Raw genomic sequence first — 20,623 nt, forward strand, 5'->3', positions numbered from 1 at the left:
GTATTCTAAGGCGCTTGAGAGAACTCGGGTGAAGGAACTAGGCAAAGTGGTACCGTAACTTCGGGAGAAGGTACGCCGCTGAAGGTGATGAGACTTGCTCTCTGAGCTATCGGCGGTCGCAGTGAAAAGGCCCCTGCAACTGTTTATTAAAAACACAGCACTCTGCAAACGCGTAAGCGGACGTATAGGGTGTGACGCCTGCCCGGTGCCGGAAGGTTAATTGATGGGGTTAGCTTCGGCGAAGCTCTTGATCGAAGCCCCGGTAAACGGCGGCCGTAACTATAACGGTCCTAAGGTAGCGAAATTCCTTGTCGGGTAAGTTCCGACCTGCACGAATGGCGTAATGATGGGGGCGCTGTCTCCACCCGAGACTCAGTGAAATCGAAATCGCAGTGAAGATGCTGTGTACCCGCGGCTAGACGGAAAGACCCCGTGAACCTTTACTATAGCTTCACAGTGGACTTTGAACCTGTTTGTGTAGGATAGCTGGGAGACTTTGAAGCAGTGACGCTAGTTACTGTGGAGTCGTCCTTGAAATACCAGCCTGGCATGTTTGAGGTTCTAACCTAGGTCCCTTATCGGGATCGGGGACATTGTGTGGTGGGTAGTTTGACTGGGGCGGTCTCCTCCCAAAGAGTAACGGAGGAGCACAAAGGTACCCTCAGCACGGTCGGACATCGTGCAACGAGCGTAAAGGTAGAAGGGTGCTTGACTGCGAGACTTACAAGTCGAGCAGGTGCGAAAGCAGGTCTTAGTGATCCGGTGGTTCTGTATGGAAGGGCCATCGCTCAACGGATAAAAGGTACTCCGGGGATAACAGGCTGATACCGCCCAAGAGTTCATATCGACGGCGGTGTTTGGCACCTCGATGTCGGCTCATCTCATCCTGGGGCTGAAGCCGGTCCCAAGGGTATGGCTGTTCGCCATTTAAAGAGGTACGCGAGCTGGGTTTAGAACGTCGTGAGACAGTTCGGTCCCTATCTGCCGTGGGCGTTGGAGATTTGAGAGGAGCTGCTCCTAGTACGAGAGGACCGGAGTGGACGAACCTCTGGTGTTCCGGTTGTCACGCCAGTGGCATTGCCGGGTAGCTACGTTCGGACGGGATAACCGCTGAAAGCATCTAAGCGGGAAGCCTCCCTCAAGATGAGATCTCCCTGGGAACTTGATTCCCCTGAAGGGCCGTTGAAGACCACAACGTTGATAGGCTGGGTGTGGAAGCGTTGTAAGGCGTGAAGCTAACCAGTACTAATTGCCCGTGAGGCTTGACTATATAACACCAAAGCAGTTACTCGGCTTATCGCCAGGTAACGCAAAGATACGGTGTGAGAGATAACTAACCTTGCAGTTGAATAGCAAACTTCTCGTTACCCAATTTGGCTTTGCCGGTGTGCAGTATTTACCTAGGTAAAACACCGGGAAGGCAACCTATTTGGTCCTCCTGATTTAATCAGGAAAACCAAACCAGATTGCCTGACGACCATAGAGTATTGGAACCACCTGATCCCATGCCGAACTCAGAAGTGAAACAGTACATCGCCGATGGTAGTGTGGGGCTTCCCCATGCGAGAGTAGGTCATCGTCAGGCTCTTAAATACAGAAAAACCCTCGTCGCGTCAGTGGCGGGGGTTTTTTTATTGGCGCCTGTCCGGGCAGCCTAAAATCAAATTATAACTATCGACGACCTTTTCTAACCTCGCCAGCTCTTCGACCATGTCAAAAAACTGCTTTTACTACACCTTTCACGAAAGAATCACTGACTAGCTACAAGCTGTTGAAAAGCGACGTGCGCCTCAGTGTCCTGAGGTGTGAAGCTATGGAGTGTTGTCGCGATGGGCGGAGATCAATTGCGGTTAGAGGTCCACTTCAGTCCTCCCTCTCTGGTCTTCCGGGCTGGCACGTCTCGCTTGGTCTATATCACAAGCCGGTCTACCAGATTATTCAAGAGCGTTAGCTTAATAATAGGAGAGTATGCGGGGCTAAATTGTATTCAGTTGCTTCCTTTCTAATGCGTTTCGTAATGTTCTTTTTTCAGTACCTGTAAGGCTCTACTCTTTGGTCCCGGAGATTGGTTATTTGTAAAGTAAACAAGCGTTTACATGATGTTTCAAGATAGTGCGGGGCTCCATAGTGATGAGGGAAAGTGGTATGGTTGCTTTTGTTGTTTTGGGATGGCAGTGAAGAAGGTGTGGTAGGAGAGGTGTTTCTGCGTGCCGCGGCCGTCTTCAGCGGGCTGATGCCTAGTCATTTGCTAAACACAGTTAACGGAATTCGCAGGATATGCCTGCTCCGGTTTGCTTTTAGCTGGCCGTTTCATTGGATCTTAAACTCGGGAAAGGTTAAGAATTATGATAACAGATAAGAGTACGATCACTCCCCTTAAGGCACTGGCTCGGCTCTGTTCGCAACAGGGTGACGCAGTAGCGTTTGTTCAGCCGCTAGGTGGTGGCGAGCTGCGTGAATACACTTGGAAACAGGTAGATGAAGAAGCGCGCAAGATTGCGGCGTATTTGCAATCTATCGGGATGCAGAAAGGTGACCATGTTGCGCTGGTTTCTAAGAACTGTGCTGAGTGGATTATTACCGATGTGGCGATTTGGATGGCAGGAGGCGTTAGCGTTCCTTTATACCCAACCCTTGTGGCTGAAACCGTGCGCCAAATTCTGGAGCACAGCGAATCCAAATTCCTTTTTGTCGGCAAGCTTGACGACTGGGACATAATGAAAGCCGGTGTACCTGACGGTGTTCAGCAGATCGCCTTGAGTCTAGCTCCTGCAGATGTGTTGAAGGACTTCCCGAAGTGGCCAGATATTATCCGTGACACGGCACCTTTGCTTGAAGTAAACGCTCCGGCCCTGACCGACCTCGCTACCATTGTTTACACTTCGGGGACCACAGGGATGCCGAAGGGGGTAATGCACGATTTTGAAGGTCTTTCCACTGTGGGGGAAAAGATGATCAAACTGTATGACCTGAAGCCGGACGGACGCATGATCTCTTATTTGCCGCTATCTCATGTGGCTGAGCGTGTTGCTGTGGAAATCGCTGTTCTCTATGTGGGGAACAAAATTTTCTTCGCCGAATCGCTTGATACCTTCGGTGAAGACATCAAGCGTGCGCAACCGACGGTCTTTTTTGCTGTGCCCCGTATCTGGTCTAAGTTTTATCAGAAAGCTTCTGAAGCGCTGCCACCGAAAAAACTGAATCTTTTACTGAAGATTCCAATCGTCAATAAGATTATCAAGAAGAAGATACTTGGTGCCATGGGGCTGGATGAATGCCGTATCGCGTTGTCAGGGGCTGCTGCGCTGTCCCCCGAGATTATTGCCTGGTTCAAAAAACTGGATCTAGAAATTCTTGAAGGGTACGGCATGACAGAAAACCTGGCTTGGTCGCATTCTACGGAAGAGGGTGATCAACAGATTGGTTGGGTTGGTACGCCCAATGACGGTGTTGAGTGCCGCATTGGTGATGGTGGTGAGATTTTGGTGCGTAGTGTGGGTAATCTGAAGGGTTACTACAAGCAGCCGGATAAAACAGCGGAAGATTTGACCGAAGATGGTTGGCTGCACACTGGTGATGTGGGCGAAATCGACGGTAAAGGTCGCCTGCGTATCACTGGCCGGGTTAAAGAGATTTTTAAGACGGAGAAGGGCAAATATGTTGCGCCGGCACCCATCGAGAATCGTCTGTCGACAATGCCTGGACTCGAATTAGCCTGCGTGATTGGTCAAGGTATGGGGCAGCCGGTGGCATTGCTCAATCTTACTCCGGAAGAGCAGGAGCGCTTGAGCAAGGATGGTGAGAAAGAGCGCTTCAACAAGGAGCTGGAGAAGTTATTGGCGCGCGTCAATGAAGAGCTGGACCCGCATGAGCGTTTGACCACCCTAATCGTGTGTAAGGATGCCTGGACCGTTGAAAACAACCTGATCACGCCGACGCTGAAATTGAAGCGTAACGAAATCGAAAAACGTTATGGCGATGCAATTGTTCGATGGTCTAAGACCCGAGGAGTGGTTTGGGAAGCGTGAGCGAGATGAAGGAGGCGGACCTAGCGTTGGTTCGCCTTCTTTCTGACGGTTCCTTTCGTTCTGGCTCTGAGCTAGGCGATGAGCTTGGTATTTCGCGGGCGGGAGTCTGGAAGCGAGTGCGGCGGCTTACCGACTTTGGTCTTGCCCTTGAGTCTGTAAAAGGAAAGGGCTATCGGCTGGCTCAGCCTCTGGAGTTGATTGACCCAGACATCGTTAGGCGCCATTTGCATGGCGCTGCAGATTTACATTATCAGTGGGTGACAGGCTCTACCAATGCGGATGCATTGGCTCTGAGTGGCCCTGTTGTCCGTCCTCAAGTTTTCATTACCGAATGTCAGCAGGCGGGTCGTGGGCGTCGCGGTCGTGCCTGGCAGTCCCCTTTTGCGGCTAATCTTTATGCTTCTATTCGCTTCACGCTAAATGGTGGCTTTGCTGCCTTAGGCGGCTTGAGTCTGGCGGTTGGCGTTGTGGTGGGTGAGGCGTTGCGTGCGTTCGACCCCGCCCTTCCTGTTGCGCTCAAGTGGCCCAACGATTTGTTAGTGAATGGTGCGAAGGTTGGCGGCATATTGATTGAGCTGGCAGGTGAAATGGAGGGGCGGGTGGATGTTGTGATTGGCGTTGGGCTCAATGGTCGCATGACTGCCGCTCAGGCGGAGTTGATCGACCAACGGTGGACTGACCTAGCCACTGTGCTAACGGTGATGCCCTCGCGAACGGAGCTGGCAAGCCAGGTGATTACTCAGTTAATGGATATGCTGCCACTTTTTCAGGCGCAAGGGTTTGATGCCTTTAAGGGGGCGTTTGCAGACTTTGATGCCGTGTCCGGTAAAAAAGTGGTGGTCAGTGCTACAGGTCAGAATCTTGTCGGGGTTGCTGTCGGGGTGGCGTCTGATGGTGCGTTGTTGCTGGAAACTGACGATGGGATCCGTTCTCTTTATGGAGGAGAAGTGAGTTTGAGAATTCAATGATGCTGTTTGTTGATGTGGGGAATACCGCCATGAAGTGGCGCTACCGCGATGGTGATGTCATACACCAAGGCGGAGGGCGCCATGAGCGTGAGTGGTCACGAGTGGTTGAGCTCATGCTGAGATCATTAGTAGGCATGCCGAGTGAAATATGGGTGGCCTCGGTGGCTGGGCCGGAGGCTGATGAAACAATTGCTTATTACCTGAAGGAGGCTATTCGTTGCGAGCCCCATTTCTATTATTCTTGTCAGTCAGATTTTGGCGTGGAAAGCTGTTATCCAGAGCCGAGAAAGCTGGGAGTGGACCGTTGGGTGGCAATGATTGAAGGCTTTCAGCGTTATGGTGCCTCCATCATTATAGACTGTGGCAGTGCGTTAACTATTGATGCTGTTGATTCGCGCGGCACTTTTCTTGGTGGCTACATTGTGCCTGGCCTTGGGATGTTGCGAGGCGCCTTGCTGAGAGACACATCGGATGTGCACATTGAGCCGGGAATGGCGCAATTGGGATTGGGGCGGTCTACCGGTGAGTGTGTCCATAACGGACTCTTGCGCATGTCTGTGGCCTTTGTCACGGAGGTGGTGCTTGAACTGCGCCAAGTGCTTGATGATACTTGCAAAGTGCTAGTTACCGGCGGAGATGCCCCGGAGCTCATTGGTGCGTTTACGTTTGAGTTCCTGCATGCCCCTGATTTAGTCCTAGATGGATTGGAGCGGGTGGCGGCACGACAACAATAAATAATAAGGGGGCTGCTGTGCGGTGGATATTCTATAGTTTGTTAGTGATCAACTTGGTCTACGTAGGCTTTCAGTTGGTCGGATCGCTATCCCCCGAATCAGCGTCTCTGAATCTTTCTGAGCCAAGGCATGCGGATGATGAGCGGCTGCAATTGCTTGCAGAGCGGCCGCAGCCACGCAGTGGAGGCGAGACCGGTGTGCCTAGTGGGAGTTTGTGTACGGTAGTAGGGCCTTGGAAAAATCAAGAAAGAGCTGAGGCGGGCGCCGTTCAGCTTAGAGCCATTGGCTTGTCGGGCAGCGTGCGAAGTTTGAGTGTGCAAAAGGATAGGCTTAATTGGGTCTATTTGCCTCCTTATGCGGGCAGAGCGCGGGCTCTGCAAGTATTGCGTGAGTTGCAGGATCATGGAATCGACAGCTTTGTAGTTAAGAATGGAAAAGATGCCAATGCCATCTCTCTGGGCTATTTTTCTAGTGCAGAATCAGCTGAAGGGCTTCGCGTGAAGATGCGGAATGCGGGTTACCCGGCGTTTGTTCGTGAAACGTCCCGCAATGTGACGGAGTATTGGCTGTATTTGTCTGATTCATCGGTTGAAAATAATCCTGACCTAAAAGTATTTCTTGAGGCAAATCAATCGCTTAATGTTTCCAAGGTGTCCTGTCCCTGAGTTGCTGCGCAATTATTAGGCGTTTGTTGCCTAAGTGGATTGCGTCCCCCCATGCCTTTCTATAGAATTCGCAACCCTTGTGAGCTGGCGTAGCTCAGTTGGTAGAGCAGCTGATTTGTAATCAGCCGGTCGGGGGTTCGACTCCTCTCGCCAGCTCCAATTTATAAATGCTTGGTGACTACTTGAAAAGAAGTTGACAAGTTATTGAAGTGTAAAGAGAATGTAGGCCCTTTTCTGGAGGGGTTCCCGAGTGGCCAAAGGGATCAGACTGTAAATCTGACGCGAAAGCTTCGGAGGTTCGAATCCTCCCCCCTCCACCAGATAAGTTGGTTTTGCCGTGCGGCAGTTGTCGCTAGGGAAACCAAAAGCCGGATTGCTGAAAGGCAAGCAAGGTTAGCGGGTATAGTTCAACGGTAGAACCTCAGCCTTCCAAGCTGATGGTGCGGGTTCGATTCCCGCTACCCGCTCCAAATCCGGAGAAGTTTGGCTGCCGCTAAGGTGGCATGAAGGTTATGCTCATGTAGCTCAGTAGGTAGAGCACACCCTTGGTAAGGGTGAGGTCACCGGTTCAAATCCGGTCATGAGCTCCAGTTTCCGGGCTCGGGTATATCCTGGGCCTGGCTTCATGTGTCTTGATGGTGCCAGGGTGGTCTGCAGGCATAGATTGCAGTCCTTAAATGTGTCTTTCTCGGGTGTATGCGCGCCATATGGCGAAAAAGCACAGCCAAATTAAGAGGTGAAGAGTCGTGGCTAAGGAAAAGTTTGAACGTAATAAACCGCACGTAAACGTAGGCACCATTGGTCACGTTGACCATGGTAAAACCACCCTGACTGCCGCGTTGACCCGCGTGTGTGCAGAAGTATGGGGCGGCAACGCCGTTGCTTTCGATGGTATTGATAATGCCCCGGAAGAGCGTGAGCGTGGTATTACCATTGCGACCTCTCACGTAGAGTACGATTCTCCAACTCGTCACTACGCCCACGTAGATTGCCCCGGTCACGCTGATTATGTGAAAAACATGATCACCGGCGCCGCGCAGATGGATGGCGCAATCCTGGTGTGTTCCGCCGCAGACGGCCCCATGCCGCAGACTCGTGAGCACATCCTGCTGTCCCGTCAGGTTGGCGTACCTTACATCGTTGTGTTCCTGAACAAAGCGGACATGGTTGACGATGAAGAGCTGCTTGAGCTGGTAGAAATGGAAGTGCGTGAGCTGCTGAGCGACTACGACTTCCCGGGTGATGATACTCCGATCATTAAGGGTTCAGCGCTGAAAGCACTGGAAGGCGACACTAGCGATATCGGTATGCCTGCGGTGCAGAAGCTTGTTGAGACTCTGGATGAGTACATTCCGGAGCCAGAGCGTGCCGTTGATCAGCCGTTCCTGATGCCGATCGAGGATGTGTTCTCTATCTCTGGTCGCGGTACTGTAGTAACCGGTCGTGTAGAGCGTGGCATCGTTAAAGTCGGCGAGGAAATCGAAATCGTGGGCATCCACGACACCACCAAGACTACCTGTACTGGTGTTGAGATGTTCCGCAAGCTGCTGGACGAAGGTCGTGCTGGTGAGAACGTTGGTGTCTTGCTGCGTGGTACTAAGCGTGATGAAGTTGAGCGTGGTCAGGTATTGGCCAAGCCAGGCTCCATTAACCCGCATACCAAGTTCGTTGCTGAGGTATATGTCCTGAGCAAAGACGAAGGTGGCCGTCACACCCCGTTCTTCAACGGTTACCGTCCGCAGTTCTACTTCCGTACAACTGACGTGACGGGTGCATGTACTCTGCCGGAAGGAACCGAAATGGTAATGCCTGGCGATAACGTGCAAATGGACGTTGAGCTGATCGCTCCGATCGCCATGGAAGATGGTCTGCGCTTCGCGATTCGCGAAGGTGGCCGTACCGTTGGTGCCGGCGTAGTAGCCAAAATCACTGAATAAGTTGTTCGGTGGTAAGGGTGGCGGGCCTCGCTCGCTGCCCTGTTTGTTTTAGGTTTTTAGAGTTACAGGCCAGTAGTTCAATTGGTAGAGCACCGGTCTCCAAAACCGGCTGTTGGGGGTTCGAGTCCCTCCTGGCCTGCCAATTTTCCCAAAACTGCCACTAAGGTGGTGGGGTGCATCGTCAGATGAGCGAGAAAACAGAAGCGCGTTCCGGCTCTGCCGCCTTTGAGGCGGTGAAGTGGTTGTTGGTTGTGGGGTTTGTTGCTGCGGCCGTAGTGGGCAATAGCTATTTCTCCGACCAGCCGACCCTCTATCGAGTAATCGGTGTTGTTGCTGTTTCTCTGGTGGCGGTATTTGTTGCTCTGCAGACTGAGCAGGGCAAGGCATTCAATCAGCTGCGGAAGGACTCCTTGGTTGAGCTGCGCAAAATTGTGTGGCCGACGCGTCAGGAAACCCTGCAAACTACGCTGATTGTTCTGGTCTTTGTTGTGATTGTAGCCCTGTTGCTTTTTGTGCTCGACTGGATTCTCGGTGGACTTATGTCCTGGGTTATTGGCTAAGGGGTGAGCATGGCAAAGCGCTGGTACGTAGTACACGCCTATTCAGGTTTTGAGAAATATGTAAAGCGCGCCCTTGAAGAGCGCGTTAAATTGCGTTCTATGGAAGAGCTTTTTGGTGACATTCTGGTTCCAACTGAAGAGGTGGTTGAAATCAAGGGTGGCCAGAAGCGTAAATCCGAGCGCAAATTTTTCCCGGGTTACGTTCTGGTGCAGATGGAGATGTGTGACGATTCCTGGCACTTGATCAAGGAAACCCCGAAAGTGATGGGCTTTATTGGTGAAGATTCGAAAAATCCGGGTCGCGTTTCACCGATTACCCAGAAAGAAGCGGATGCTATTCTGCGGCGCATGGATGATGCAGTAGAGAAGCCGAAGCCCAAGACGTTATTTGAAGCGGGTGAGGTGGTTCGTGTTAATGACGGCCCCTTTGCTGACTTCAATGGTGTGATCGAAGAGGTGAATTACGAGAAGAGTCGCCTGCAAGTTGCGGTGATGATTTTTGGTCGATCAACGCCTGTTGAGCTGGAGTTTGGTCAGGTCGAGAAAACCTGATAAAGCAGAGCGTTTAAATGAGGTGCCCCGGTCGCTGTAAAAGGCGGCCGGGGCGTTTTGACAACCTGAGGGGAGCCCGTTATAGACGCGGCGTTTGCACCCAAGGAGTCTTAAAATGGCGAAGAAAGTACAAGCCTACATCAAGCTGCAGGTTGCAGCTGGCCAGGCTAATCCTTCACCGCCGGTTGGTCCTGCTCTGGGTCAGCACGGTGTGAACATCATGGAGTTTTGTAAGGCGTTCAACGCCCAGACTCAGCAGCTGGATGCCGGGGCACCGGTTCCGGTTGTGATCACCGTGTACAACGATCGCTCCTTTACCTTCACCATGAAGACGCCGCCGGCGGCCTACCTGTTGAAGAAGGCAGCAGGGATCAAGAGTGGTTCCGGTGAACCGAACACCAAGAAAGTGGGCAAGGTAACCCGTGCGCAGCTGGAAGAGATCGCCAAGGCTAAAGAGCCTGATCTGACCGCTGCGGATATGGATGCCGCCGTGCGCACTATCGCGGGTTCTGCCCGTTCCATGGGCCTGGATGTGGAGGGTTAACCAATGGCTAAACTGTCTAAGCGTAACCGTGCCATCCGCGAGAAAATTGAAGCGGGTAAGCTGTATCCGGTGGAAGAAGCGGTTGCCCTGCTGGCTGAGCTTTCTGCCGTTAAATTTAAAGAGTCTGTGGATGTAGCGGTAAACCTGGGTGTTGACCCGCGTAAATCCGACCAGAACGTCCGTGGAGCCTCTGTCCTGCCCCACGGTACAGGTAAAACTGTCCGTGTTGCTGTTTTTGCTCAAGGCGCGAAAGCTGAAGAAGCAAAAGAAGCGGGCGCAGACGTTGTCGGTTTTGATGATCTGGCTGAACAGGTTCAAGGTGGCGAGATCAACTTTGATGTGGTGATCGCCTCCCCCGACGCCATGCGCGTTGTCGGCAAGTTGGGCACGATTCTTGGCCCTCGTGGTCTGATGCCTAACCCGAAGGTTGGTACCGTGACTCCGGATGTGGCTCAGGCTGTCAAGAATGCCAAAGGTGGTCAGGTCCGTTACCGCACCGATAAAGGTGGCATCATCCACTGCACGGTGGGTCAGGTAGGTTTTGATACCAATGCCATCAAAGAAAATGTGGAAGCGTTGATTGCTGATCTCAAGAAGGCCAAGCCATCATCCGCTAAAGGGACTTTCTTCAAGAAAGTAACGCTGTCCACCACTATGGGTCCTGGTCTGTCTATCGATCCGGCATCCTTGGTGATGTAATGAGTTTCGATCCTGCCGAAAGGCTGGATCAAAAGGGCTTTGATCCCGATGCCGCGTCACCTGTAGTGAGCGTTATCGGGGCGTCAAAGACCGCAGGTTTTCGGTGTGTTTTGGTGTCTGCCTTTATGAGGTAAGTAAACCGCCGAGATTAAGGGGTAACCGCCTGCGCAGGCGCGGTAGTTGTTTCCTGATTTGTTCAGGTTGTGGCTCCGCGATATTGGTCGGGAAACCGACCTTGGCGACCGCCTCAAAATCAGATCGTAGTCGATTTTGACGGTTAATGTTTGTGAATCCAGGAGGTACATCATGCCTTTGAATCTGGAGGACAAACGAGCGATTGTTGCTTCGGTAAATGCTGTTGCTGCTGAAGCGCTGTCTGCTGTGGTTGCTGACTATCGTGGTCTCACTGTTTCTCAGATGACTGAGTTGCGTAGTAAGGCCCGTGAAACCGGTGTGTACCTGAAAGTAGTACGGAACACGCTGGCGAAGTTCGCCGTGAAAGACACAGAATTCGAGTGTCTGAACGATGCACTGGTTGGCCCCACTGTTTTGGCTTTCTCCAAGGATGATCCGGGCGCTGCTGCTCGCCTCATCAAGGATTTCGCCAAAGACCATGACGCGCTGGAAGTAAAAGCTCTGGCCGTGGGTGGCGTAACTTATGGTGCTCAGGATATCGATGTCCTCGCCAAGTTGCCGACTCGCGACGAAGCAATTTCTCAGCTCATGTCCGTTATGCAGGCCCCTGTGGCCAAGTTTGTTCGTACCCTCAACGAGGTGCCTGGCAAATTTGTTCGTACGGTTGCTGCAGTTAAGGACCAGAAACAGAGTGCTGCCTGATTTTCAGGTTGCGTAACTACCCGATCTAATCGGATCGCCACAGTGGTGATTTAGGAGATTGAAAATGGCCGTTTCCAAAGAAGATATCCTCGGCGCTATCGCCGATATGAGTGTTATGGACCTCGTTGAACTGATTGAGGCCATGGAAGAGAAGTTCGGCGTAACTGCCGCTGCCGCTGTTGCTGCTGCTCCAGCAGCTGCCGGTGGTGATGCTGCTGCTGCTGAAGAGCAAACTGAGTTTGACGTTGTTCTGAGCAGCTTCGGTGACAAGAAAGTTGGCGTGATCAAAGCTGTTCGTGAAGTAACTGGCTTGGGTCTGAAAGAAGCCAAAGAGCTGGTTGAGAGTGCTCCTGCTCCTGTTAAAGAAGGCGCTACCAAAGACGAAGCCGAAGAGATCAAGAAAAAGATCGAAGAGGCTGGCGGTACTGCCGAGCTCAAGTAAGCGCATTGGCGCTATGCCTTTTCGCGTTAACGCGCAAAGGCGCCGGCTGGCAGCTTTTTGGCTGCCAGCCTTTTGTCGTTTCTGTATGAAGGGTTTCATGCAGAAATATCACCACAAGGTGATAGGTCAACAGCTGAGGAACGCAGATGGCATACTCATTCACTGAGAAAAAGCGGATCCGCAAAGATTTCGGCAAGCTTCCGAAAGTTATGGAGGTGCCTTATCTCCTGGCGATACAACTCGATTCTTACCGCAAATTCCTGCAGCAAGATAAGAGCGCTGAAGAGCGCCTGGAAGAAGGTCTGGAAGCCGCTTTCCGGTCGGTATTTCCGATCGCAAGTTATTCAGGAAATGCAGCGCTGGAGTATGCCGGCTACGAGTTCGGCAAACCCGTTTTTGATGTAAAAGAATGCATCATTCGCGGTACTACCTATGCGGCGCCATTGCGCGTGCGTATTCGTCTGGTGATTTACGATCGTGAATCATCCGGGGCGATTAAAGATATTCGTGAACAACAGGTCTACATGGGTGAGATTCCCTTAATGACCGAAAACGGTACCTTCGTTATTAATGGTACCGAACGTGTGATTGTGTCTCAGTTGCACCGCTCGCCTGGTGTTTTCTTTGACCACGATAAAGGTAAAACTCACTCTTCCGGTAAGCTGCTCTATTCTGCCCGGGTGATTCCTTACCGTGGTTCCTGGTTGGATTTCGAGTTCGATCCTAAAGACCAAGTCTTTGTACGGATCGACCGTCGCCGCAAGTTGCCGGCGACCATCCTACTGCGTGCGTTGGGGTATACCTCTGACGAAGTGTTGGAGATGTTTTTCGACACCAACGAAATCGCAGTGGAAGACGGCATTTACCGCATGAAGCTGGTGCCGGAGCGTCTGCGTGGTGAAACCGCGACCTTCGACATCCTTGCCGATGGTGAAGTCGTGGTGGAGCGTGGCCGTCGTATTACTGCACGTCACATTCGTCAGTTGGAAAAAGCCAACATCGAATATCTGGACATCCCGGCCGAGTACTTGCAGGGCAAGTATCTGGCTAAGTCGATCATCGATCAGGATACCGGTGAAATTCTGGTGGAGTGTAATACCGAGCTGACCGCGGAGACGCTGGAAAAGCTTGAGCAAGGTGGTATTACCGACTTTGAAACACTTTATACAAACGACCTGGATAACGGGCCGTTCATGGCGGACACCCTGCGGGCCGATCCGACTCGTACGCCGCTGGAGGCATTGGTCGAGATTTACCGGATGATGCGTCCAGGCGAGCCGCCGACGAAAGAGGCCGCCGAAAACCTGTTCAAAAACTTGTTCTTCACTGATGAGCGGTATGACCTGTCCACCGTTGGCCGGATGAAGTTCAACCGCCGCCTTGGTCGTGAAGATGAAACGGGTCCTGGCATTCTCTATGACGGTCGCTACTTTAGTGCGCGCTCTGATGAAGAAGGCAAGCAGTACTTCGAGCAGATGGGGGGGGAAACCTCCGACATCATTGATGTACTGAGAACCTTGGTGGATATCCGTAACGGTAACGGGGTGGTGGATGATATCGACCACCTAGGTAACCGTCGCGTACGTTCTGTGGGTGAAATGGCCGAAAACCAGTTCCGTGTTGGGTTGGTGCGTGTTGAACGTGCGGTCAAAGAGCGTCTTAGTCTGGCTGAATCCGAAGGCTTGATGCCGCAGGATCTGATCAATTCCAAGCCGGTGGCAGCCGCAGTGAAAGAGTTCTTTGGCTCTTCCCAGCTGTCTCAGTTTATGGATCAGAACAACCCGCTGTCCGAGATCACCCACAAGCGTCGTGTTTCTGCGTTGGGCCCGGGCGGGCTGACCCGTGAGCGTGCTGGTTTTGAGGTGCGTGACGTGCACCCGACTCACTATGGTCGTGTATGTCCTATCGAAACACCTGAAGGCCCGAATATTGGTCTGATCAACTCTCTGGCTACCTATGCCCGCGCCAACGAGTACGGTTTCCTTGAGTCTCCGTACTTGAAGGTGATTGACGGCAAGGTCAGTGAGGAAATCGAATACCTGTCAGCGATCGAAGAGGCCGAGTGCGTGATCGCACAGGTGGACGCGAAGATGACAGAAGAGGGCGGTTTCGAAGAAGACTTCGTTACTGTACGTCACCGTTACGAATTTACCGTGATGGAGCGAGACACCATTACCCATATGGATGTCTCCCCTCGTCAGGTGGTATCCGTGGCGGCGTCCCTGATTCCGTTCCTCGAGCATGATGATGCGAACCGGGCCTTGATGGGGTCGAACATGCAGCGTCAGGCTGTGCCTACCCTGCGTGCTGACAAGCCACTGGTAGGTACGGGCTTCGAGCGTCACGTTGCCCGTGACTCCGGTGTCTGTGTGGTTGCTACCCGTGGCGGTATCGTCGACAAGGTTGATGCATCGCGAATCATTGTGAAGGTTAATGATGACGAAGTGAGCGAAGGTGAAGCAGGTGTAGATATCTACAACCTGACTAAATACACCCGCTCCAACCAGAACACCTGCATCAATCAGCGTCCGCTGGTGAAAGTGGGTGACCGGGTTGCTGCACGCGACATCATGGCTGACGGTCCTTCTGTGGACATGGGCGAGCTGGCCCTGGGCCAGAACATGCGCGTGGCCTTCATGCCATGGAATGGTTACAACTTTGAGGATTCCATCCTCATCTCTGAGAAAGTGGTGAAGGATGATCGATTCACCTCCATCCACATTCAGGAACTCACTTGTATTGCTCGTGATACCAAGCTGGGTCCGGAAGAGATTACCGCTGATATCCCCAATGTGGGTGAGGCCGCGCTATCCAAGCTGGATGAGTCCGGTATTGTCTACATCGGTGCAGAAGTGGAAGCCGGTGACATTCTGGTGGGCAAGGTAACGCCGAAAGGTGAAACTCAGCTGACCCCGGAAGAAAAACTGTTGCGTGCCATCTTTGGCGAGAAGGCCTCCGACGTTAAAGATACCTCTCAGCGCGTATCTTCCGGCGTTAAAGGCACCATCATCGATGTGCAGGTCTTTACCCGCGACGGTGTTGAGAAAGATGAGCGTGCCCGTCAAATTGAGCAGGCTGCCCTTGAGCAGTTCCGCAAAGATTTGAAAGACGAGTACCGCATTCTCGAGCTGGATATTCTGGAACGTCTGCGTGCCGTCATGGTAGGCAAGAAGGTCAATGGTGGTGCGGGCTTCAAGCGCGGCACTGAGATGACCGGCGAGATCCTGGATGGTCTGGATGCCGAGAAATGGTTCGAACTGCGCCCAGCTGATGATGATGTCGCTGAGCAACTTGAGCGTGCTCAGCAGTATCTGGAGCAGCACAAAAAAGAGCAGGACGAACGCTACAAGGATAAACAGGCCAAGATCTCCGGCGGTGATGACCTCGCCCATGGTGTGCTGAAAGTGGTTAAGGTCTACCTGGCCATTAAGCGTCGCATCCAGCCCGGTGACAAGATGGCTGGCCGTCACGGTAACAAGGGTGTGATTTCTGTAATCATGCCTGAAGAAGATATGCCGCATGATGAGAACGGCGTGCCGGTGGATGTGGTCTTGAACCCGCTGGGTGTACCGTCCCGTATGAACGTGGGGCAGATTCTGGAAACCCACTTAGGCTGGGCTGCCAAGGGTCTTGGTGAGCGGATCGGCGAAATGCTGGCCGAGCAGAAGAAGATTGCAGACATTCGCGTCTTCCTCGACAAGATCTATAACCAGGCAGGCGCCGGCGGTACCCCAGAAGATCTGGATAGCTTTAGCGATGATGAAATCATCGAGCTGGCCAAGAACTTGGTGGGCGGTGTGCCTATGGCAACCGCGGTATTCGACGGTGCCAAAGAGTTCGAGATCAAGGAGCTGCTGGAGCTGGCTGGGCACGATCGCTCCGGTCAGGTGCAGTTATGGGATGGTCGTACCGGTGAAGCCTTTGATCGCAAGGTTACCGTGGGCTACATGTACATGCTCAAGTTGAACCACTTGGTGGACGACAAGATGCATGCGCGCTCCACTGGTTCCTACAGCCTGGTTACCCAGCAGCCGCTGGGTGGTAAGGCGCAGTTCGGTGGTCAGCGTTTCGGTGAGATGGAAGTGTGGGCGCTGGAAGCCTATGGCGCCGCGTACACCTTGCAGGAAATGCTCACTGTGAAATCCGATGACGTGAATGGCCGTACCCGCGTTTACAAGAACATCGTGGACGGTGATCACCGCATGGATCCGGGTATGCCGGAATCCTTCAACGTATTGCTGAAGGAAATTCGTTCTCTCGGTATCAATATCGAGCTGGAAAACGACTAAGTCAGTGGGCTCCGCCAGGTTGATGGCGGAGAGCTACTGGCTACCCGGGTTTAGGAAAGAATCTAGAGCGAAAGCTCACTACGGAGGACTGGCCTTGAAAGACTTGCTGAATTTGCTCAAAAGTCAGGGACAAGTCACGGAGTTCGACAAGATCCGCATCGCGCTTGCGCCGCCGGATCTGATCCGCTCCTGGTCTTTTGGCGAAGTGAAAAAGCCTGAGACCATTAACTACCGCACGTTCAAGCCTGAGCGTGATGGTCTGTTTTGTGCGCGTATCTTTGGTCCGATCAAAGACTACGAATGCCTGTGCGGTAAGTACAAGCGTTTGAAGCATCGTGGCGTTATCTGTGAAAAGTGTGGCGTAGAAGTCACCCTTTCCAAGGTGCGTCGTGAGCGCATGGGCCACATCGAACTGGCAAGCCCTACTGCACACATCTGGTTCCTGAAGTCTCTGCCGTCCCGTATCGGTTTGATGCTGGATATGACCCTGCGTGATATAGAGCGGGTCCTGTACTTCGAATCTTTCGTTGTGACCGAGCCAGGCATGACAACGCTTGAGCGTGGGCAGCTGCTTACCGATGAAGAGTACTTCGACGCCATGGAAGAATTCGGAGACGAATTCGAAGCCAAGATGGGTGCCGAAGCTGTACAGCAACTCCTGATGGAGTTGGATCTGGTCGAAGAGATCAAGATCCTGCGCGAGGAAGTGGAGTCCACGAACTCTGATACCAAGCTGAAGAAGCTGTCCAAACGCCTCAAGCTGATGGAAGCCTTCAAGGATTCCGGTAACGCGCCCGAATGGATGGTTCTCACCGTGCTGCCGGTACTGCCGCCGGATCTGCGTCCGCTGGTGCCGCTCGATGGTGGTCGTTTTGCGACCTCCGATTTGAACGATCTGTATCGCCGGGTAATCAACCGTAACAATCGCCTCAAGCGGTTGCTGGATCTGAGCGCGCCGGACATCATCGTGCGGAACGAAAAGCGTATGCTGCAGGAATCTGTAGATGCGTTGTTGGACAACGGTCGTCGTGGCCGTGCCATTACCGGTTCTAACAAGCGTCCTTTGAAGTCCCTTGCCGACATGATCAAGGGTAAGCAGGGCCGCTTCCGTCAGAACCTGTTGGGTAAGCGAGTCGATTACTCCGGTCGTTCCGTGATCGTGGTAGGTCCGACTCTCAAGCTGCACGAGTGTGGTCTGCCCAAGAAAATGGCGCTGGAACTGTTCAAGCCGTTTATCTTTGCCAAGCTGGAAGGGCGTGGTCTGGCGACCACCATTAAGGCGGCCAAGAAAATGGTCGAGCGCGAAACCGCTGAAGTGTGGGATATCCTCGCTGAAGTTATTCGCGAACACCCGGTTATGTTGAACCGGGCGCCAACCCTTCACCGTCTCGGTATTCAGGCGTTTGAGCCGGTGCTGATTGAAGGTAAGGCCATCCAGCTGCACCCGCTGGTGTGTGCGGCCTTCAACGCCGACTTCGATGGTGACCAGATGGCGGTGCACGTACCGCTGACCCTGGAAGCGCAGCTTGAAGCCCGTGCATTGATGATGTCCACCAACAACATTCTTTCGCCCGCCAATGGTGAGCCGATTATCGGCCCAACCCAGGACGTGGTGCTGGGTTTGTATTACATCAGCCGTGACCGTGTGAATGCGCAAGGTGAAGGCCATGTATTTGCCGACACCAAGGAAGTGATGCGTGCGCTGGGTAACAAGCAGGTGCACATCCACGCCCGCGTTAAGGTGCGTGTGCATGAAGTGGTGAAAGACCTGGAAGGTAACGTGGAAGAGCGTACCTTTATCGCCGATACTACCCCTGGTCGTTGTAAGCTGTGGGATATCGTGCCGGCGGGTCTGGGCTTCGACATGGTCAACCAGAACATGACCAAGAAGGCCATCTCCAAGCTGTTGAACACCTGTTACCGGATTCTTGGCACCAAAGAGACCTGTATCTTCGCTGACCAATTGATGTACCTGGGCTTCCGCGAAGCAACGCTGTCTGGTTCTTCCATTGGTGTGGAAGACATGGTGATTCCGGATGCCAAGTACACCATGATCGACGCTGCCGAAGAGGAAGTGCGCGAGATCGAGGAGCAATTTGCTTCCGGTCTGGTGACTCGCGGTGAGCGTTACAACAAGGTCGTGGATATTTGGGCTCGTACCAATGACCAGATCGCTAAGGCGATGATGGAAAACCTCCGTGTTGAAGTGGTTAAAAACCGCGACGGCAAGGACGAAGAGCAGGGCTCTTTCAACTCCATCTTCATGATGGCCGATTCCGGGGCACGGGGTTCCGCTGCTCAGATTCGTCAGCTGGCCGGTATGCGTGGTCTGATGGCGAAGCCGGATGGCTCCATTATCGAAACGCCTATTACCAGTAACTTCCGTGAAGGTTTGAACGTACTCCAGTACTTCATCTCTACTCACGGTGCTCGTAAAGGTCTGGCGGATACGGCACTGAAAACAGCGAACTCCGGTTACTTGACTCGTCGTCTGGTGGATGTGGCGCAGGATCTGGTGGTCAACCAGATCGACTGTGGCACCGAAGAAGGTTTGCTGATGACGCCGCTGATTGAAGGTGGTGACGTGGTAGAGCCGCTGCGCGAGCGTGTGCTCGGTCGTGTGGTTGCCCGTGACGTGATGAATCCTCTCAACCAAGACGAAGTAGCGGTTGAAGCCGGTACGTTGCTGGATGAAGTTTGGGTTGAACAGCTGGAAACCATGGGTGTGGACGAAGTGCTGGTGCGCTCGCCGATTACCTGCGCGACTCGTTGGGGCGTGTGTGCGACCTGTTATGGGCGTGACTTGGCTCGTGGCCATCAGGTCAATGTGGGCGAGGCTGTCGGTGTTATCGCAGCACAGTCCATTGGTGAGCCGGGTACCCAGCTGACCATGCGTACCTTCCACATTGGTGGGGCGGCTAGCCGAGCGTCTGCAGTATCCAGCATCCAGATCAAGCACGGCGGTAAGGTGCGTTTCCATAACGCCAAGCACGTGCAGCATAAGGACGGTCTGGTAATCGTTTCCCGTTCTGCTGATCTGGCTGTTGCTGATGAGCTGGGCCGTGAACGTGAGCGTTATAAGCTGCCCTACGGTGCCACGGTTACCGTGAATGAAGGTGATGAGGTTAGTGGTGGTCAGGTCGTTGCGACCTGGGATCCGCACACACACCCGATCATTGCGGAAGTGGAGGGTAAGGTGCAGTTCGGTGATATGGAAGAAGGTATCACTGTAAACCATCAGACCGACGAGCTCACCGGCCTGACCAACATTGAAATGCTCAGTTCCCAGAACCGTCCTTCAGCGGGTAAGGACATGCGTCCGGTTATCCGTGTGCTGGACAGCAAGGGCAAGCCCATCGTGATGCCCAATACGGATATGCCAGCCCAGTACTTCCTGCCGGGTGGTGCACTGTGTGGCCTGAAAGATGGCGCGAATATCGGCGTTGGTGATGTGATCGCGCGGATTCCGCAGGAGTCCTCTAAGACTCGCGACATCACAGGTGGTCTGCCCCGTGTTGCTGATTTGTTCGAAGCACGGAACCCGAAAGAAGCGGCAATCCTGGCTGAAAAGACTGGTACCGTATCCTTCGGTAAAGAAACCAAAGGTAAGGTTCGCCTTGTTATCACTCCGGATAATAGTGATGACAACTACGAAGAATTGATTCCGAAATGGCGTCAGCTCAACGTATTTGAAGGTGAGCGGGTTGAGAAAGGTGAGGTTGTCTCTGATGGACCGCTGAACCCGCACGACATCCTGCGCCTTAAAGGTGAGTCTGAGCTGGCCCGTTACATCGTTAACGAAGTGCAGGAGGTTTACCGTCTGCAGGGTGTGAAGATCAATGATAAGCACATTGAAACGATCATCCGCCAGATGTTGCGCAAAGTAGAGATCCTGGAAGTGGGTGAGTCTCACTTCATTAAGGGTGAGCAGGCAGAATATGCCCGCGTTATGGAGGAAATTGATCGCCTGAAAGCCGAAGACAAGATGCTGCCGCAGTACCAACGACTGCTATTAGGTATCACCAAGGCTTCCCTGGCGACAGAGTCCTTCATCTCTGCGGCGTCTTTCCAGGAAACCACCCGCGTTCTCACCGAAGCGGCGGTAACCGGCAAGGAAGACGACTTGCGTGGCTTGAAAGAAAACGTTGTTGTGGGTCGTTTGATCCCCGCCGGTACCGGCTATGCCTATCACATGGAGCGTCGTCGTCAGCGTGCGGATGCGCGCGGGCCAGAAGCGCCAACCATGGACGAGGTAGAAGCTGCGCTGTCAGAAGCTCTTAGCTCCTCAGGCGAGTAAGCTGGGCGTTTTCTTGACCGATAATGGCCTCCGCCAGCAGTGGCGGTGGCTATTTGAGCCCCCTCAGGGGC

13 protein-coding genes, 5 tRNA genes and 2 rRNA genes (1 of these 20 only partly in view) are annotated in these 20,623 nt (G+C 53.1%); all 20 read left to right on the forward strand.

Annotated features, from left to right (window positions below):
* Positions 1-1,270, forward strand: a 23S ribosomal RNA gene (locus AS19_RS01890); it begins 1,621 nt to the left of the window's first position.
* A 199-nt stretch (positions 1,271-1,469) separates the two neighbouring features.
* Positions 1,470-1,585, forward strand: a 5S ribosomal RNA gene (rrf, locus tag AS19_RS01895).
* A gap of 760 nt (positions 1,586-2,345) precedes the next feature.
* Positions 2,346-4,028: an AMP-binding protein gene (locus AS19_RS01900; protein ID WP_035459630.1), complete on the forward strand. Its 1,683-nt coding sequence runs from the start codon at positions 2,346-2,348 to the stop codon at positions 4,026-4,028.
* Positions 4,029-4,033: 5 nt separating this feature from the next.
* On the forward strand, positions 4,034-4,996 hold the full coding sequence (locus AS19_RS01905) for a biotin--[acetyl-CoA-carboxylase] ligase (RefSeq protein WP_041704769.1): 963 nt from the start codon (positions 4,034-4,036) through the stop codon (positions 4,994-4,996).
* On the forward strand, positions 4,993-5,730 hold the full coding sequence (locus tag AS19_RS01910) for a type III pantothenate kinase (protein WP_011587664.1): 738 nt from the start codon (positions 4,993-4,995) through the stop codon (positions 5,728-5,730). The genes AS19_RS01905 and AS19_RS01910 overlap by 4 nt, the downstream gene beginning before the upstream one ends.
* A gap of 17 nt (positions 5,731-5,747) precedes the next feature.
* Positions 5,748-6,395, forward strand: a complete 648-nt coding sequence (locus tag AS19_RS01915; protein WP_046961651.1) for an SPOR domain-containing protein — start codon at positions 5,748-5,750, stop codon at positions 6,393-6,395.
* A gap of 83 nt (positions 6,396-6,478) precedes the next feature.
* Positions 6,479-6,554: transfer RNA gene (locus AS19_RS01920), tRNA-Thr, on the forward strand.
* 77 nt (positions 6,555-6,631) lie between these two features.
* Positions 6,632-6,715: transfer RNA gene (locus AS19_RS01925), tRNA-Tyr, on the forward strand.
* A gap of 76 nt (positions 6,716-6,791) precedes the next feature.
* Positions 6,792-6,865, forward strand: a tRNA-Gly gene (locus AS19_RS01930).
* A gap of 44 nt (positions 6,866-6,909) precedes the next feature.
* Positions 6,910-6,985 (forward strand) — tRNA-Thr (locus AS19_RS01935).
* Positions 6,986-7,141: 156 nt separating this feature from the next.
* Positions 7,142-8,332, forward strand: a complete 1,191-nt coding sequence (gene tuf, locus AS19_RS01940) for an elongation factor Tu (protein ID WP_011587666.1) — start codon at positions 7,142-7,144, stop codon at positions 8,330-8,332.
* Between the two features lie 66 nt (positions 8,333-8,398).
* Positions 8,399-8,474 (forward strand) — tRNA-Trp (locus AS19_RS01945).
* A gap of 43 nt (positions 8,475-8,517) precedes the next feature.
* The gene (gene secE, locus AS19_RS01950) at positions 8,518-8,892 is read left to right on the forward strand and encodes a preprotein translocase subunit SecE (RefSeq protein ID WP_035459622.1); all 375 of its coding nucleotides are present in this window, start codon (positions 8,518-8,520) and stop codon (positions 8,890-8,892) included.
* A 9-nt stretch (positions 8,893-8,901) separates the two neighbouring features.
* A complete protein-coding gene (gene nusG / locus AS19_RS01955; RefSeq protein WP_035459621.1) occupies positions 8,902-9,444 on the forward strand; it encodes a transcription termination/antitermination protein NusG in 543 nt (180 codons plus the stop codon).
* A gap of 115 nt (positions 9,445-9,559) precedes the next feature.
* Positions 9,560-9,988, forward strand: coding sequence for a 50S ribosomal protein L11 (gene rplK, locus AS19_RS01960; RefSeq protein ID WP_011587669.1), 429 nt, complete (start codon positions 9,560-9,562; stop codon positions 9,986-9,988).
* Between the two features lie 3 nt (positions 9,989-9,991).
* Complete coding sequence (rplA, locus tag AS19_RS01965) at positions 9,992-10,687, forward strand: 50S ribosomal protein L1 (RefSeq protein WP_011587670.1); 696 nt, start codon at positions 9,992-9,994, stop codon at positions 10,685-10,687.
* 306 nt (positions 10,688-10,993) lie between these two features.
* The gene (rplJ, locus tag AS19_RS01970) at positions 10,994-11,524 is read left to right on the forward strand and encodes a 50S ribosomal protein L10 (protein ID WP_011587671.1); all 531 of its coding nucleotides are present in this window, start codon (positions 10,994-10,996) and stop codon (positions 11,522-11,524) included.
* 64 nt (positions 11,525-11,588) lie between these two features.
* Positions 11,589-11,966 (forward strand): 50S ribosomal protein L7/L12, encoded by a 378-nt coding sequence (gene rplL / locus AS19_RS01975; RefSeq protein WP_011587672.1) that lies wholly within the window; start codon positions 11,589-11,591, stop codon positions 11,964-11,966.
* 146 nt (positions 11,967-12,112) lie between these two features.
* A complete protein-coding gene (gene rpoB / locus AS19_RS01980) occupies positions 12,113-16,255 on the forward strand; it encodes a DNA-directed RNA polymerase subunit beta (RefSeq protein WP_011587673.1) in 4,143 nt (1,380 codons plus the stop codon).
* A gap of 94 nt (positions 16,256-16,349) precedes the next feature.
* Positions 16,350-20,552 carry a DNA-directed RNA polymerase subunit beta' gene (gene rpoC, locus AS19_RS01985; RefSeq protein WP_046961652.1) on the forward strand — a complete coding sequence of 1,401 codons (4,203 nt, stop codon included), beginning with the start codon at positions 16,350-16,352 and terminating at the stop codon, positions 20,550-20,552.
* The last annotated feature ends 71 nt before the right edge of the window (positions 20,553-20,623 follow it).

The sequence above is a fragment of the Alcanivorax sp. NBRC 101098 genome (assembly GCF_001010505.1).
Taxonomy (GTDB): domain Bacteria; phylum Pseudomonadota; class Gammaproteobacteria; order Pseudomonadales; family Alcanivoracaceae; genus Alcanivorax; species Alcanivorax borkumensis.